General features: G+C 59.6%; 14 protein-coding genes and 1 pseudogene. 4 read left to right on the forward strand and 11 right to left on the reverse strand.

The window, feature by feature from the left end:
- Positions 1-84: 84 nt before the first annotated feature.
- From QQS38_RS25195 to QQS38_RS25215, 5 genes are all read right to left on the reverse strand, one after another.
- Positions 85-1,908: a M61 family metallopeptidase gene (locus tag QQS38_RS25195; protein WP_479648071.1), complete on the reverse strand. Its 1,824-nt coding sequence runs from the start codon at positions 1,906-1,908 to the stop codon at positions 85-87.
- Between the two features lie 50 nt (positions 1,909-1,958).
- Positions 1,959-2,687: a DsbC family protein gene (locus tag QQS38_RS25200; RefSeq protein ID WP_479648072.1), complete on the reverse strand. Its 729-nt coding sequence runs from the start codon at positions 2,685-2,687 to the stop codon at positions 1,959-1,961.
- A gap of 115 nt (positions 2,688-2,802) precedes the next feature.
- Positions 2,803-3,975 carry a UbiH/UbiF family hydroxylase gene (locus tag QQS38_RS25205; RefSeq protein ID WP_479648073.1) on the reverse strand — a complete coding sequence of 391 codons (1,173 nt, stop codon included), beginning with the start codon at positions 3,973-3,975 and terminating at the stop codon, positions 2,803-2,805.
- 235 nt (positions 3,976-4,210) lie between these two features.
- A complete protein-coding gene (locus QQS38_RS25210) occupies positions 4,211-4,522 on the reverse strand; it encodes a cupin domain-containing protein (protein WP_479648074.1) in 312 nt (103 codons plus the stop codon).
- 122 nt (positions 4,523-4,644) lie between these two features.
- Entirely contained in the window at positions 4,645-6,153 is a 1,509-nt protein-coding gene (locus QQS38_RS25215) for a sensor domain-containing diguanylate cyclase (protein ID WP_479648075.1), read from the reverse strand.
- Positions 6,154-6,582: 429 nt separating this feature from the next.
- On the opposite strand from QQS38_RS25215, the pseudogene QQS38_RS25220 reads away from it, so the two are divergent.
- Positions 6,583-6,681, forward strand: a pseudogene (locus QQS38_RS25220) (GTPase); the annotation flags it as partial.
- Between the two features lie 141 nt (positions 6,682-6,822).
- Here QQS38_RS25220 and QQS38_RS25225 read toward each other — a convergent pair.
- From QQS38_RS25225 to QQS38_RS25240, 4 genes are all read right to left on the reverse strand, one after another.
- The gene (locus QQS38_RS25225) at positions 6,823-7,014 is read right to left on the reverse strand and encodes a hypothetical protein (protein WP_479648076.1); all 192 of its coding nucleotides are present in this window, start codon (positions 7,012-7,014) and stop codon (positions 6,823-6,825) included.
- Positions 7,015-7,183: 169 nt separating this feature from the next.
- The gene (locus QQS38_RS25230; RefSeq protein ID WP_479648077.1) at positions 7,184-7,741 is read right to left on the reverse strand and encodes a YbjN domain-containing protein; all 558 of its coding nucleotides are present in this window, start codon (positions 7,739-7,741) and stop codon (positions 7,184-7,186) included.
- Between the two features lie 4 nt (positions 7,742-7,745).
- Positions 7,746-9,692, reverse strand: coding sequence for a hypothetical protein (locus tag QQS38_RS25235; RefSeq protein WP_479648078.1), 1,947 nt, complete (start codon positions 9,690-9,692; stop codon positions 7,746-7,748).
- A gap of 115 nt (positions 9,693-9,807) precedes the next feature.
- Positions 9,808-10,857: a lysozyme inhibitor LprI family protein gene (locus tag QQS38_RS25240; protein WP_479648079.1), complete on the reverse strand. Its 1,050-nt coding sequence runs from the start codon at positions 10,855-10,857 to the stop codon at positions 9,808-9,810.
- Between the two features lie 179 nt (positions 10,858-11,036).
- Here QQS38_RS25240 and QQS38_RS25245 point away from each other — a divergent pair, with 179 nt between their 5' ends.
- A complete protein-coding gene (locus QQS38_RS25245; protein WP_479648080.1) occupies positions 11,037-11,339 on the forward strand; it encodes a helix-turn-helix domain-containing protein in 303 nt (100 codons plus the stop codon).
- Between the two features lie 75 nt (positions 11,340-11,414).
- On the opposite strand, the gene QQS38_RS25250 is transcribed toward QQS38_RS25245, so the two are convergent.
- Complete coding sequence (locus QQS38_RS25250; protein ID WP_479648081.1) at positions 11,415-12,065, reverse strand: recombinase family protein; 651 nt, start codon at positions 12,063-12,065, stop codon at positions 11,415-11,417.
- 394 nt (positions 12,066-12,459) lie between these two features.
- Between QQS38_RS25250 and QQS38_RS25255 the strand changes: the two genes are divergently transcribed.
- Both QQS38_RS25255 and QQS38_RS25260 read left to right on the forward strand, forming a co-directional pair.
- Positions 12,460-14,406, forward strand: a complete 1,947-nt coding sequence (locus QQS38_RS25255; protein ID WP_479648082.1) for an ATP-dependent nuclease — start codon at positions 12,460-12,462, stop codon at positions 14,404-14,406.
- A gap of 39 nt (positions 14,407-14,445) precedes the next feature.
- Positions 14,446-15,195 carry a DUF8168 domain-containing protein gene (locus QQS38_RS25260; protein WP_479648083.1) on the forward strand — a complete coding sequence of 250 codons (750 nt, stop codon included), beginning with the start codon at positions 14,446-14,448 and terminating at the stop codon, positions 15,193-15,195.
- A 104-nt stretch (positions 15,196-15,299) separates the two neighbouring features.
- Here QQS38_RS25260 and QQS38_RS25265 read toward each other — a convergent pair.
- A partial coding sequence (locus QQS38_RS25265) for a hypothetical protein (protein ID WP_479648084.1) occupies positions 15,300-15,501 on the reverse strand: 202 nt, incomplete at its 5' end.

A 15,501-nucleotide genomic window follows, 5' to 3' on the forward strand; every position in this document is an offset into this window, starting at 1 on the left:
TTGCGCGAGTGGAGCCATTGTCGTGATTGTCCCGGCCCGGAAAAAGTAGCCTTGCAACGAAGGATCGTTGCAAGGATAGAACGATCAGCCGTGCAGCCAGCGCTCGCGGGCCCGCTGCATCGGCGCACCACGCTTCTCAATGCTGGGAATCAGCCGATAGCGCGTCGTTTCGGGCGCATCGAGCTTGACGCGCGTCAGCAGCAGCTCGTCGCGGCGGAATGCATGAACCTCGACCACCGCACCCGGCAGATAACGGCCGAGCAGGGTATCGAGGTTCGAGCCCGTCACCCGCAGCCCGTCGATGGCAACCAGCACGTCGCCGGCCGACAAGCCGGCTTTCTGCGCGGCGCTGCCGTCATGGACGGCGGCCAGCGTACAATCCGCGCCGCTCGCGCGCACTCGCACGCCGAGCGACGGCTTGCCATTCGCGCCGTTCTTGCCATTCGCGGCGCCCGCCTGGGGCTCGAGCGCGACGCCGAACGGCACGAGCAACTCGCCCAGCGGCAAATCGCGCGTGCCGTACACCGCGTCGCGAAACAGCTGACCGAGTTCCACGCCAGTCGCTTCGGCGATCAACGCTTGCACTTCGTCCTCGCCTACGCCGGCCATGTTGCCGTTGTAGAAACGACGGCCGTACCGTTGCCAAAGCAGCCGCATGACATCGTCGAGCGACTTGCGATGATCGGTGCGCGCACGGATCGCCAAATCGAATGCGAGCGCAACGAGCGAGCCCTTCTGGTAATAACTGACGATCGCGTTGGGTGCGTTCTCGTCTTGCCGGTAGTACTTGATCCAGGCGTCGAACGAGCTTTCGGCGACGCTCTGCTTGAGCCGCCCGCTACCGCGCAGCACGCTGCCGAGCGTCTTGCCGACGAGCGTGAAGTAGTCCGCTTCGGTGATCGCACCGCTGCGCACGAGCATCAAATCGTCGTAGTACGAGGTGAAGCCCTCGAACAGCCAGAGCAGCGACGTATAGTTTTCGCGCGATAGATCGTACGGCGCGAACGCCGCCGGCTTGATGCGCTTGACGTTCCACGTGTGGAAGTACTCGTGGCTGCACAAGCCGAGATAGGTCCGGTAGGCCTCCGTCGCTTCCGGGCGGCCCACGACCGGTAAATCGGTGCGATTGCAAATCAGTGCGGTCGACGCGCGATGCTCGAGCCCGCCGTAACCGTCGCTGACCACTTGCGTCATGAAGACGTAGCGATCGACGGGCGCTTTTTTCGTACGCGGCTCGAACAAAGCAATCTGCGTTTCGCAGATGCGTTTCAGATCGGCCGTAAGCCGCGCCATATCGACCGAAACGGTGCGTCCGGCGATAACCACATCGTGTGGCACGCCATGCGCCTTGAACGTCGCGAGCGCGAAATGCCCGAGCGTCACCGGGTGATCGACGAGCTCATCGTAATCCTGCGCCCGGTATTCGCCGAAGCCGTAGCGCTTGGTGCCGCGCGCCTCGGGCAGCGCCGTCGCCACGCGCCATTCGCGATATGCGGCCCCGGCGGGCTTTTGAATGTCGACGATGCAAGCGGCGTGCTCGCGCCCGGCCGGCAGCAAGAACACGCTCGTCCCGTTGAAAAAGCCCGCGCGTTCGTCCAAATGCGCCGTGCGCACCGACATATCCCAGGCGTAGACCTCGTAGCGCAGCGTCAGCGCGCCGCTCTTCACTGGAGCCGCCTGCCAGGTTTGCTTGTCCGTCTTCTCGATGCGAACCTTGCGGCCGGCCTCGTTGAAGGCGCTGACCGTCACGATGTTGCGCGCGAATTCCCGCACGAGGTAGCTGCCGGGAATCCATGTCGGCAGCGAGAACCGCTGGCCGGCCGGATCGGGATCGGCCAGCGTCAGGGTGACTTCGAACAGGTGAGCGGCAGGATGCTTGGGAACGATGGCGTAGCGAATAGGCTTCATCGGGCGGCGCGAAGTCTCGAATGGAAGGGGTCGGGCAATGCGCGATGGGCTCAGTGCGCGCTGGCCAACGCGCTGTTCAATTCAGTGGCCGACACCGCGCCGGGCAGGCGTCGGCCATCGGGCAAGATCACCGTCGGCGTGCCCGTCACGTTCAGCCCATGTCCGAGCGCGAGGTTCTTCTCGAGCGCCGTCGTGTCGCAATTGGCCGCCGCGCTCGCCGGCGCATGGCGATCGAGCATCCACGACTCCCACGTCTTGGCACGGTCGGGCGAGCACCAAATCGCCTTCGACTTCGCCATCGAGTCCGGCGACAGCACCGGATACAGGAAGGTGTAGACAGTGATGTTATCCACCGACTTGAGCGTCGTCTCGAGCTGCTTGCAGTACGGGCAGTTGGGATCGGAGAAGACGGCGATGCGGCGGCTGCCGTTGCCCTTGACGACCTTCACCGCATGATCGAGCGGCAAGCTGGCGAAGTCGACTTTGTTCAGATCGGCCAAGCGCGCCTCGCTCATATTGCTGCGCGTCTTCGTATCGACGAGATCGCCCGCGATCACGTAATCGCCGCTGGCGTCCGAGTAGACCATCTGCGTGCCGAGATTGACCTCGTACAAGCCCGCGATGGGCGCCTTCGAGATGCTCTTGATTTGGATTTCCGGCAGACGCGATTGCAGTGTCGCCTTCAGCTTGTCGGTCGTCTGATCGGCCTGAGCGGTGCAGCCGAGCGTGGCGGCGGCGGCGAGCGCCGCGGCGGCTGCGATTCTCTTGGCAATGTGCATGGTGGCTATTCCTTGAAGTGCCGGCGCCGCGCCGGTCTACCGGGCGTGCGCGTGAAGGGGTTGCGATGCGGTGTGGCAGCGCATGCCGCCCGCGCCGACCGTGATGATCCGAGCGCTATCCGAGCGCGGCCGATACGAGCCAGCGCTTGACGAGCGGCTGTGCGCCCACGAGCGCCATGCCCGCGTTGCGCAGCGAGCGAGCGAGCGTGCCGGGGACGGAAAACAGGCGCTGCAGGCCGTCGGTGGCGAGCGTCAATGCGCCGATGTCTTCGCGCCGCGCACGCTCGTAGCGGCGCAACAGCACCAGATCGCCCAGATCGCGAAACGGCTCCTTGTTCGCCAGTGCGTGCGCGAGCGCCGCTGCGTCTCTCAGTCCCAAGTTCATTCCTTGACCTGCCAGCGGGTGAATCAGATGCGCCGCATCGCCGATCAGCGCAACGCGCGGCGCGACCAGCCGATCGACCGATTGCAGTCCGAGCGGGAAGCCATGCGCGGCGCCGACGCATTCGAGCGCCCCGAGGCGGCCGTGCGTGATCTGTTCGACGGCTGCAGCGAGTTGCTCCGGCGCGAGTGCGAGCAACTCGCGCGCATGCTCGGTGCGGGCCGACCATACCAGCGAAACGTGCGAATCGGGCAGCGGCAGCAGCGCGACGATCTCGCCGTCGACGAACCACTGGTAGGCGGTTTCGCCATGCGCTTTCTCGGCCTTGAAGTTTGCCACCACGCCGGTTTGCCGGTAGTCGCGCCGCTTCACCTGCGCGCCCATTTGCGCCCGGACCCAAGAATGCGCCCCATCCGCGCCGACGATGAGATCGGCCTCCAATACTTGGCCGCTCGCCAGTGCCAGGCAAGCGCAATCGGGCTTGATGTCGAGACCTTGTGCGCGCGTATCGTACCAACTCACGTGGGGCTGAAAACGCAGCGCGGCATCGAGCGCGTGCTCGATCAGCGACGACTCGACGATCCATGCCAGTTGCGGCACGGCGGCTTGGAACGCGGAAAAATGCAGCTCGGCCAGCGCATCGCCGAACACGCGCATGTCGTAGACGGGGGCGAGGCGGTCGTGATCGAGCGCTTGCCAGATGCGCAACCGCTCGAGCAGCGCTTGCGAGCTGGACGAAAGCGCATAGATGCGCGCGTCGAACGGCGCACCGGCGGGACGCGGGGCGGCGGGCTGCGCGACGAGGGCGACGCGCAGCCCCGCTTGCGCAAGGGCCAGCGCGGCGCTTTTGCCGACGAGGCCGCCGCCGACGACGGCAACATGGAACGTCTGATGATGGGCGATCATAAGCGCCGATTATAGCCGCGCGCTTGTGTTCGCACCGAGCGCCTTCGGGTTCCGGTGCGCCGGTGCGCCGCGGCGCACCGGCCAACGGCTTCGGGACGTTCGTGCGGTTCGGCGAGAGCCGGAGCTTCGCAGTCGGACGCGACCGGTAACGCTAAAAGCGAACCGCAACCACAGTCGCAGTAGCCGGCGGCAATTTGCTCGCAGCGCCCGCCACCTGCGGGCCCATGGGCTTGCCTTAGATGCTGCCCTCTTTCTCGATGACTAGCACGCGGGCTTGCCCGATCGGATGAGCGACATGCTCGGCGCCTACGGAGGCAAAGAAGATGTCTCCCGTGTTCATGACGACGGAGTGGGTTTGGCCGTTTTCGCGGTAATCCATGCGCACTTGTCCGTCCATCACGGCGAAAACCTCTTCGCCGTCGTTCACGTGCCATTGGTAGGGTTTGTCGGTCCAATGCAACCGGACCGTGATGCCGTTCATGCTGGCGATGTCGAGCGCGCCCCACGCGCGCGCCGCGGTGAATGCGCGGCTTTCGATGAATTTCATGTTTCGTGCCCCGAAGCGATGAAAGAGGTCTCACATCCGTCTGCGCGCATTTTCGGATAAGCGCGCGAACGTGGAAACGGCAACGAGAGACAAATTTGGGGCAAATCCGGCCACGGGCGCGCCTATCCCGGAGCGTCTTCGAACGGCGCCTGCGCCGGATGCCGGCCGAGCAGCGTCACCTTGTTCCGCCCGGCCGCTTTGGCGGCGTACAGCGCCCGGTCGGCGGCGCGGATGACCGCCGTCACGTCGCCGTCGTCCTCTGGCATCCATGCCGCCGCGCCGATGCTCGCCGTCACGCAGCCGAATTCGCTTTCCGCGTGTTCGATCCGCAGGTCGCTGATGGCGAGGCGGATGCGCTCGCCGATCGCCGCGGCCCCCTGCGGCGGGGTGTCGGGCAGTACGACCAGAAATTCCTCTCCGCCGTAGCGCGCCGCGCTGTCGCCCGGCCTGCGCAGGTTCTCGCCGATGCACTTGGCGACCGCGGCAAGCGCATCGTCGCCGGCCTGGTGTCCGTAGATGTCGTTGTAAGCTTTGAAGCGGTCGACGTCGACGAAGAGCAGCGAAAAGACGCTGCGCGTGCGCCGTGCGCGGCGCCACTCCTGGTCCAGAATCTCGCCGAGCGTGCGCCGGTTGTTCAACCCCGTGAGCCCATCGGTGCGCGCGAGCAAGGCCAGTTCGCTCTCGGCGCGCATCCGTCGCCGCAGCTGCCCCGCAAGGACCAGCGCGAGCGCGACGAACGCCACGGCGAATGCGGCCATCAGCGACCCGATCACGAGCGTGCGCCGGCTCCAGGTGGCATAGATGTCCGACTCCGCCGCCGCGACCATGACGATCAGCCCCAAATTGCTCAGGTGCTTGAAGTAGTAGAGCCTGCCGACGCCGTCGATCGTCGATTTGTCGATGAAGCTGCCTTCGGGCGCCGACATGAACCGTTTGAACGTGCTCGCCTGGCTGATGTCTCGCCCGATGACTTGCGCCCCGTACGGCTGGCGCATGATCATGACCCCATCGCGGCCGATCAGCGCAATCGATCCATGAGGGCCGAGCGCGAGCCCCGAAAACAGTTCGTGAAAGTAATCGAGGCGAACCGCCACCATTGCGACACCGCCGAACGAGCCGTCGGGCTTGGAAATGCGGCGGCTCAAAGCAATGCTCGGCGAGCCCGCGCGCAGCCGCGAGCGATAGGGGTCGCTCACGAATAGGCCGACATCGGGGCGGTCGCGATGGACCGTGAAGTAGCGCCGATCCGCGAAGCTCATCGTGACCGGTTTATCGGTGAGCGAATCCAATTTGACGTGCCCGGTTTCGTCCAGGACCAAAATGGAGCCGAGGTAGCTCGCCGTAGCGGCGCGGTCGAATAGCGCGGCATCCCGCAGCGTGGGCGACGCGCCCATGATTTCCGGGTTGTGAATGCCTTCGATGACGGCCTGCAGCGAGAGCCCGTACAACTCGAAGTTACGCTCGATGTCGCGCTCGGCAATCAGCGCGATGTTGCGCGCCGTATCGCGAGCGTGGTCGAGCGCGTCCGCGCGCGCCTGATATACGACGACGCCGCACAAGCCCATCATGAATGCCGCAATGAAGAGCGCCCCGGCGACGATTGCGCCCGGGGTCAGCAAATCGAACCGCACACGCTCGAGAAAGACGCGTCGCGGCGTAGGTCGAGCGTTGGGGGGTTGTTTGCCGATTCCCTGCATGCCGGGCCCATGTTGAAAGACAATGGGTGCCTCCTCCGAGCGCACGCGGCCCCAGTTTATCATCCGCACTGCGGCTTCGCGACGCACCTGCTGCGAGATAAACCCGTGGCGAGATTGGGGGCGGCAACGCGCGGCCCCCAACCGTCGGCCTGCCGTTACGCCGCTGCCGATTCGGGTTCCCGAAAAGGTTACAATTGCCATCTTTCGAGTGCGAAATCGGTACGAATTCGTTGCGCCAACGCGCCCGATTCGTACGGTGTCGTCGCTGCTCCGAATTCACCTTGCGGCTACCGCGGTGTTGCCCGCGGGCAGGCACCGCCCCGAGCACATCAGCCGCAAACGCTTGATATACAAAGGTTTCCCATGAGCCTCAAATGCGGCATCGTCGGCTTGCCCAACGTCGGCAAGTCCACCCTGTTCAACGCGCTGACCAAAGCGGGCATCGCCGCCGAGAACTATCCGTTGTGACGACGGGATCAACGTTCCCTTCGTAATCAGATAGTTAGCGACTCATCGGGGATTGAGAGACAAAACAAGTACAAAAATCCGTGCGCACCATCTATTCAGTGGCGCGATGTCCGAAGATTCCGCGCCACCCCGCTGTCAGCGATTGATCGCTTCGATTACGTTGATCAAATCCGAAGCAGTATGGTTTTCGAAGCTATTGCCTTGGAAGTTCACGGTACCGGTATTGAATACATTCATTACCAGCCCACATGGAAAATCGACCTTTGTCTGTAGTGCGGTCGGATGCGAAATTTTTGCTTCAGGGTGCTTGTTCTTTACGAAGTCCATCAGCATTTCCGGATTACTGCATTTGATCGGCATTCTCTAATCCCGTTTTCGTTGTGGTTCCAAGCGGCCTTTCGGTGGGGCATGGTCCCCTGCCGACCACCAGTGTATGCGAAACGAAGGTACTCTTCTACGGTCGGTGCGCGACAAAAAGGAAGCACGCGATCAGCCATCAGTGCAGCAGTTCACCACCGGTCGGTGCTGATCCTGCGTCAACCACGGCGGGCACCGCGTTCGACGCACCGAAGTCAATCAGCGCGTTCTCGTTGTACGCATCGACCACGAATTCCAGCAGCGATGCGAACCGATTGACAACGGAAACGAAGGTTCCAGCCACCATGCCCCCGGTGTATGGCAGCGAGTACGCCACGATCAGATCCCCATCTTGGTCGATGGTGAAGACCGGAAGGAATACGTCTTCGTTAAGACGCCGCGCCAGTTCATGCTTCTGGTCGATGCTCGCGTGCCGATTCAGGGGAAGATATGTGCTAAACCGGGTGAACTTCCGGTCCGCGATGATCGAGATTGTGAAGGCTATGCCCTGTTCCGTGCGCAGTCGGATGTGGTCGGGCTGAACGTTGTACGGAACGACGCCACTGTCGCGAAGATGGGCGTCGAGCGTTTCGACGGTAATGTCGGATTCTTCAAAGATTTTCTTCAATAGGCGCTCCTGCAAGGATGGTGAACTGAAGACAGGAAGGCGGGCGATGCGCCCGCCCATCAACCACATCACGTCAGTCGATGTACTTCCAGATGTTGTAATACACGGTCTGTCCCACGTTCCATGTCAGTTCGGCAAGGCGTGCTCCACCCGATTGCAATGCCGGGAACTGACATGCCGACGAACACTGCTGCACACCGAACTGGTCCACACCAGCCGTCACCGTGGACGAATACTGGCCCGAAGTAGCGAACGTCGCCAGTCCCGGCCACCACCCGTCCAGTGTCCCCGATGTCGCCGTAGTCTGAATCTGCGTTCTCGATACCAGCGGCGCGATGTTCTGGTTGTTGACCATGTTCGACCACGACAGACCAACGGACGGCTGCGCACCCACCAGCGAACCATTCGGGTTCAGGAAATTGTTCTGAACACTGGTCGCGAGTGTTTGCCATGCGATGCCCGCACCCGATGCTGCACTGATTGGCGGCGTCGTGTTGACGACACTCATCGGCTGCCCGATCTGCGTTCCAGTCGAGTCATAGAACGTGACCGTGTAGGTCGCGAACTGCGGCACGGTGGACAGATCGACCGCCGATGGCGCATAGAACCCACGTCTGCCGGTCGGCGGGGTGTAGGTGCCGGTCGCACCCGGAAGGGCTTGCCACGACCACCGATAAAGGTTCGTGTTCGAACCCGACGTGACGCCGCCCGTAGGTACGCTGGTCTGCGCGGTAGATGTCAGCGCCAACGTGCTGTTACCCGATGCCGCACGCGGTACCAGATACAGCGTGCCGTTGATGCCGGGACCCGTCACCGATGCGGACGCGAGATTCGCCGGATTCGGACCGCCGACCGGAATGCTGATGTTCAGGCCCGCTTCGTATCGGTTGTACGACGCATCATTGGTATCAAGGAACTGCCAGCGGCTCAGATACGACCAGATGCTCACGTTGTACTGCTGCTGGTTGCCAATGATGTCCCACGCCCCACCAGACGTTAGCTGGACCACGGTCACTTCCGTGCCCGCCACGCCACCGCTCGTCGTGTACGGGATCGAAACCAATGCTTCCTGAACACCACCAGTGCCGGTGAAGAATTCAAGGGTTTGCGGCGTGCCGATGGTCACGCCCGACGCGGCGATCTTCGGATGCGCTGCCGCGAACGTCGTGAAGCCGTTCTCCTTGTAGTTGGCGTCAATGGCATTCGAACAAGCCGACGACGTTCCAGCAAGGCACTGCGTCAGTGCTGTCATCACTTGCGACAGGTACGCGGCTGATGCAGGCGGCGCGGCCAGCGGTGTCGATACCGAAGTCGATTGATTCAGGGCAATGCTGTTGGAAGGCGACGCCGATGAAATGATCTGGGACCCACCGGTCGGCGCGGGAACGACCTGAACCGCATCGATCACGGCGTCCGCACCGGTCTGGTTCGCCGTGAAGGCAGTCCCCACCGGGTCGAACGATGCGACAGTCAAACCATTCGCGGGCAGGATGTTTGACAAGGCCGTGTTTAGCTTGGCGATAGCTGCCGTTACCGAAGAAGTCTGCGCCAGCGACGACAGGCTACCGCTGCCGGTTAGTTCCAGCGGATTGCCGCTGGTCGTCAGCAGTGCCGCCACTGCGGTCGTCAAGGTCGTAACGTTCCCGACCACGGGTGCGCTCGTACCAGTGGGGATGCTGGCAACCACCGAAGCCAAGGTCGGATGCACGCCAGTGGGATCGGATGCAACGACCAGCAACGGTGCGGTCAACCCCGATAGTGAAATCGAGTAGTTGCCCGATGCGTCACTGGTTGTCGTGACGCTCTTGCCGGTTGCATCGATCACCGTGATGTTCGCCCCGATGACGCTGCCGCCAACAGCCACGGTTCCGGCCATCGAAGTCGGTGTCGCGTTGCTGGCGGTGCCGCTGCCCGAACCGCCACCACCGCATGCTGCCAGCGCAAACGCAGCCGATACCGCAACTGCCGCCGCCGCTATCCCCGAATGGATGCCGCGTCCCGTTTGTTTGTTTTCATTCATATAGGACCTTCTCGTTGAGTTACTGCCGATGAAACGCAGCACCAAGCCGGGACGACGAAGACTTCGCGCCCCGAGTTGATGCTGTATAGGATTCAGACGCCGCCGACTGCGGCGCTTACATGGAAGAAAGATGGGCGATGCGGTCGTTGGTCACGCGAACAAGACAGGCGGTATCCGCACAAGCGTTGCGCTCGTTCGTCAGCCAGTTGCGTTGGTCCGCCTTCAAAGCGTTCAGGTCGTTCGACTTCGCGCGGGCAGTCGCGTAAGCGACTGCTAGACGGCGGTCGGCATCACCGCTTTCCGGGTTCGAACAGATCAGCTTTTCGATCCTAGACGACGCTTTGCCGCAGTCGAAACTCGCATGGATGCCAGACGGAATCGATGCCGGGGCTGTAGTCATTGTCTTCACTGAAGAACTGGCGTCAGCGGCGGTCGTGGTGATCGCTTCCGAAGCCGTCTGCGATGATGGTGTCGTAGACGGGTTGATTCCAGCCGTGTTCGCCGACCCATTGACGGGTTGCGCGTCCGTCGCCTGAGACGACGATGCAGCGCTGGCCGGGTTCGCTTCACTCGTTGGAGTGTCTTGACCATTGGCGACCGCTTGCGCTTCAGTGCCCGTCGTGGCGCTCGCGACCGCTTGCGCATCCGCCGCGACACTAGCTGACGACGACTTCACTTCCGACGACGCAGCTACCTGAGTGCCCGGTCCGAACACGATGCGGTCAAGCGGCACAAGGAAGTAAAGGCCGGTCAAAAGAGCAACGAACAGCCCACCAGTCAAGAAAATCCGCGCACCGTATTCATAGTAAAAGCGTTGCTTGGCCAATTCGCCCGCACTGCTGGCAATGATGATGTCGGGCTGTCCTGCATTGCGAGCGAGAAACCCAACCTGCCATGCCTTTGGGGCCAAGAGCAGGAAGACCAGCCCGAATACAACGCATATCGCGATGTCCAGGTATAGCCGTTCGGTGTACGCGCCGAAGGCAAGCGCCCCGAAGACAAGGGCACCGACCACCGCCCAGAACTTCCCAAAGCCGTTGCTGTACGACTGCTCGAATTTTGCTTCCTTAGCCGCAGCTATCGCAGCAGCGATGTCGGCCCCGCAGTGGCGGCAGCGGATCGCCGAGTCCTGAATGTCTTCGTAGCAGAAGTGGCATTTTTTCATTTGAATTCCCCCGTAGCTCCATTCCCAAGGCCGGACGCGAGCGATGGCATATCCGCCATCGCCGCCGCCCGGAACGCGATTGCAAACGCCTGGATACTACCAAATATGACTACCAAATCGGTAGTACACAGGTTGTAGCAAAACCCGACGATTCTTGTCTTCATACTGAAAAGGCAAGCATGTCGGTATTCGCAAAGCGGCTGAAAGAAGCGCGTCTACGGGCCGGACTGTCTCAGGAGCGGCTTGGAATTGAAGCCGGACTAGACCCGATGTCGGCCAGCACACGGATGAACCGCTATGAACTCGGCAAGCGTATGCCGGACCCACTGATCGTCGAACAGCTTGCCGCGATCCTGAGAGTGCCCGTTGCCTACCTTCATTCCGTCGATGACGAAGAAGCCGAACTGCTGCTGAAGTATCACCGCCTGAACAAGAAGCAGCGAGCCAAGGTTGCCGCCTTTGTGGACGAAGTTTCGGGTTAGCGAACCCTGCTTATGAAATAGCAGCCGATTGCGCGGCAGTTGATTCGCGAACCCGCATGGTCTGTCGGCTGATGGTCATGCGCCGCGCGACTTGCGACGATCCGACCAATCAACGAGCGCACATGGGACGCCATCCGGTCCCATACCAGTCGGTTCACGTGACGGATTCACCACGGCCAGCACACTCGCCCGTGAGATGCCGTAGGTCCGCGCCAAGGCACTTACCGTCTCACCCGCCGCGTACTTGCCCTTCATCTCTTCGCGTTGTGCGGGCGTCGTCTTGGATGGACGACCAAGGGCTTTACCTTCCGCTTTCGCGCGTACGAGTCCCGCTTGTGTGCGCTCGACCAGCAGTGAACGCTCCATTTCCGCAACAGCCGACAGCATCGTAAGCATCAGCTTCCCGGCAGATGACCCGAGATCGAGTTTCCCAAGTTGAAGCACAATGACTTCAATCTTGCGTTCGGCCAACGTCCGCACGGTCCGCAGAACATCTTCGGCATCGCGTCCCAATCTGTCGAGACGGGAGACAACCAACGTCTCGCCATCCCTGATCTTGTCCAACATCGCGACGAACTGCGGGCGCTGCGACGCATGGGTCTTGCCGCTGATTCCTTCGTCCGTGAACCAGTAATCGACCTTGAAACCAGCATTTTCGATTTCGAGACGCTGATTCTCGGTTGTCTGTTCCCGCGTGCTGACCCGACCGTACCCGAAGATCGCCATAGGCACCCCGAAGATGTTGGAAAAGGGTGTCAGAATATCACCGCATGTCGGAAATAGTCAACCCTATATTTCTAACGCATTGCCATGATGTGTCGAATGACTGTTAGGAAACGGTGGTTTGGCGACAGTCGCTTGGCGATGCACAACGACGGGTGTGCCCGGTTCGGTACGCGTAGGTCATATCAGTTCGACATGGATTCTCGTTCAGTCGTATGCCGAACCACTTGCGGACCCGGTTCGGCTAAGGCATAACCCACAGAGAACCGGGATGTTGCCGCAGCATTGGACAGTGTCATGAATACTGCTCAGGAACGTGTAAAATCGTGCAGCAGTCCCATCCCCCAAAGCATCCCACGTTTGTAGCCGTCCGATTGCTCCATATCGTCCTAAAAAAATGAAAATAAGCTTCGGTTCTCCCCACAAGTCAATAAAATCGTTCCCTACGGTCGAACTGCCAGATTTTGTGGTGCTGACCGGCGTAAACGGCGCTGGTAAAAGTCATTTCCTTCAGGCGCTTGAAGCTGGATTGCTTCGCATCGAAGAAGTCCCCCATAACCCGCATACTAGAAATATCCGGCGGTTTGATTGGTCCAACATGGTTCCGAACGACAGCGGATCGTTTGCGGGATTCCAAGCAAAGCAAGAACGATCACAAATGTGGTCGCAACTCTCATCCCTTGCTGCGCCGTTATTACCGCAGATACAGCAGATTGGCGGCCAATACCCAACGTTGTCGAAATTCAGCGTTAAACAATTGACTTTGCTTACGCCTGAAATATTGAGCGCAGAAGGATTCACAGAATCCGAAGTTACGGCAATACTTCAGCAAATTCAGAACTTAACCAACAATGTCGATCAGGCACTAACTCAGCAATTTGTACAACAAGACCCGCAAAACCGTTCGCGGCTTTTGTCTGGAATTCGAGCATCAACACAACTTCGACTAGCAGCGTTCGAAGAAGAAGATTTTTACGAGAACTTCCCGCTGACGTGGCAACCGGTAGATATGTTTCAGCAGTCGTTCGCTCGACTATTTGCCGAATACCAAGAAAATCACACAAGAAATCAGTTCAAGAGATTTCTCAATTCACAAGGCGAAAATCACCGAGTATTCAGCGAAGACGAATTCGTATCACGCTATGGAGCCGCCCCGTGGAATTTTGTTAATGACATTCTGGAAACCGCAAAATTAAGCTTCCGGATTAATGCACCGGACAAGTTCGACGAGCGTCCGTATGAACCGAATCTCGTAGACCAAATCACCGGCATCCGGGTAAAATTTAATGATCTATCTTCTGGCGAAAAGATTTTAATGTCTTTCGCGCTCTGCCTATATTACGCGAAAGACAAAAGACAGATTGTCGAATATCCACAAGTGTTGCTGTTCGACGAAATAGATGCACCGCTACATCCTTCAATGACGCAATCGCTGCTGCGCACGATTGAGACAGTATTGATAGGCCAACACAAGATTAAGGTCATTTTAACGACGCACTCCCCTTCGACGGTAGCATTAGCGCCGGAAGAATCGTTGTACGTCATGAGAAAGGCTGATACCAATCGGTTGGTAAAGACATCGAAGGACAGTGCGCTTTCCATCCTAATGGAAGGCGTGCCGTCTTTAAGCATGCATTATCAAAATCGCCGTCAGGTTTTTACGGAAAGCCATTACGATGCAGAATTCTACGAAGCGTTCTACGAAAAACTAAAGTCACGTCTCATCCCCGAAATTTCCCTGACCTTCATTGCAGCAGGTGGTGCAAAGGACGGCGGATGCGCTCATGTTCGCGATGTTGTAAGCAAGCTGCACGGCGCAGGAAACGGGACGGTTTTTGGCATAATCGATTGGGATTGCGTTAATTCCAGCACCGACCGAGTGAAGGTGCTAGGACAAGGATTGCGCCACAGCATCGAGAATTACATTTTCGACCCAATCCTAATTGCCGCGCTTCTTTTCAGAGAGCGATTTGTATCGCGAGAAGAGCTAAAACTCACCGAAGAAGAAACGCATGCAGATTTCGCTCGATTCGATGATGCCAGATTGCAAGGCATCGCAGATATTATCGTAAGCAGGGTAAAGCAACGACTAACGAATGAACCGCCGAATGACACCATTGAGTGCCGCTATGTCGGCGGAAATTCCATTCGCGTGCCGAGTTGGTATATCACCATGCAAGGTCACGATCTTGAAAGCTTACTTAAATCAACTTTCGATGAATTGAAACGCTTCCATAGAGAAGGCGACTTGAAAAGAGCGGTGACATCGAAGGTGATCGACGAGCTTCGATCACTGATACCAGATTGCTTACTTAAACTGTTCTCAGCGATACAGGCAATGTAAGTTAAGAACATAATTTTGAAACGCGCCGCGTCTCAGAACATGGCACCTTCACCCGAACTCGCACCGAGCATGTACCGATACTTCCTTGATGGCATGGTCCATCCCGAACGGGCGCAGATACCGGATCGCCGCATCTCCGCTAAGTTCAGGCATGCCGCGTCCGGCATCGACGCGAAAGCCGATGTGCGAATTCTTCTGAATCAGGTGGCCGTGTGGGTGGAAACCGAAGTCGAATGGAACGCGCTGGACCTGCGAAACGTCGTCAAGTATCTGGTCCAGTTGGAGATGGACTTGGTGGGCTACGTTCTCGGTCACACCTATGATGTCGAGATTCGGCGCGTGATCTGCCCGGAAATCCGACTCGATGTCGTCTTCGGTATCGACGTGCCGTGCATCACCGAACTGCATCGCGGCGTCGATCTGGACTCTCGAATCGCAGCCATGCGTCCAAAGCTGGTGGGCGAATCCGGCATTTTCCTTCATCGCTGCTTGCGCGACCTTATCACCGCGATGAAGGAACCGGACGACGTTGCGTTTCATTGCTATCGGGCCATTGAATCGCTGCGACAGCACTGCATCGCCATTCGATCACTGGACCCGAAGGACAAGGCGACGCAGTGGACAACCCTGCGCGAGATAGCAGGGTGTGACGAATCCGCCACAAGGCTACTGGAAAAGGCGGCGCAAGCACCACGTCACGGCGAACCCGAAGTCGTCCCGGAAGCAGATGCAGCCAAGCTGTTGAGAACCGCGTGGACTATCGCGGACGGCTACATTCTCAACTGCTAGTTCTGCTGCCCGTCAGTTGCCCGGCATCGGGACCAAGTGACGCCCGCTTGCACATCATGAATCGCGACCTGCGGTCGCGCCGCTTCGCGGAGCATCAGGGCGGATCAATCGATGTGCCGCGAAGTAGACATGGACAAGGGCTGGACATTTGTGGTATAATCCGCTTTCAATTTTTGACCTACTGAGTCGGCCCTGAACAATTCATTTTGCTCGGCAAATGAGTTCACGCTGCCGACGGCGTAGCGGTTTCGAAGCCAAGCAAAGCGACGAGAATCAGGGCGTAAAAAAGCCGCAGCTTGCGCAGGA

The sequence above is a fragment of the Trinickia sp. Z7 genome (assembly GCF_056498045.1).

What these genes read in the sequence shown, in the direction of transcription:
- QQS38_RS25225 (WP_479648076.1), bottom strand. Translation starts at nt 7,014, where the DNA reads ATGGACTTCGTAAAGAACAAGCACCCTGAAGCAAAAATTTCGCATCCG.
- QQS38_RS25200 (WP_479648072.1), bottom strand. Translation starts at nt 2,687, where the DNA reads ATGCACATTGCCAAGAGAATCGCAGCCGCCGCGGCGCTCGCCGCCGCC.
- QQS38_RS25195 (WP_479648071.1), bottom strand. Translation starts at nt 1,908, where the DNA reads ATGAAGCCTATTCGCTACGCCATCGTTCCCAAGCATCCTGCCGCTCAC.
- QQS38_RS25240 (WP_479648079.1), bottom strand. Translation starts at nt 10,857, where the DNA reads ATGAAAAAATGCCACTTCTGCTACGAAGACATTCAGGACTCGGCGATC.
- QQS38_RS25260 (WP_479648083.1), top strand. Translation starts at nt 14,446, where the DNA reads ATGGCACCTTCACCCGAACTCGCACCGAGCATGTACCGATACTTCCTT.
- QQS38_RS25255 (WP_479648082.1), top strand. Translation starts at nt 12,460, where the DNA reads ATGAAAATAAGCTTCGGTTCTCCCCACAAGTCAATAAAATCGTTCCCT.
- QQS38_RS25245 (WP_479648080.1), top strand. Translation starts at nt 11,037, where the DNA reads ATGTCGGTATTCGCAAAGCGGCTGAAAGAAGCGCGTCTACGGGCCGGA.
- QQS38_RS25235 (WP_479648078.1), bottom strand. Translation starts at nt 9,692, where the DNA reads ATGAATGAAAACAAACAAACGGGACGCGGCATCCATTCGGGGATAGCG.
- QQS38_RS25210 (WP_479648074.1), bottom strand. Translation starts at nt 4,522, where the DNA reads ATGAAATTCATCGAAAGCCGCGCATTCACCGCGGCGCGCGCGTGGGGC.
- QQS38_RS25250 (WP_479648081.1), bottom strand. Translation starts at nt 12,065, where the DNA reads ATGGCGATCTTCGGGTACGGTCGGGTCAGCACGCGGGAACAGACAACC.
- QQS38_RS25230 (WP_479648077.1), bottom strand. Translation starts at nt 7,741, where the DNA reads ATGTGGTTGATGGGCGGGCGCATCGCCCGCCTTCCTGTCTTCAGTTCA.
- QQS38_RS25205 (WP_479648073.1), bottom strand. Translation starts at nt 3,975, where the DNA reads ATGATCGCCCATCATCAGACGTTCCATGTTGCCGTCGTCGGCGGCGGC.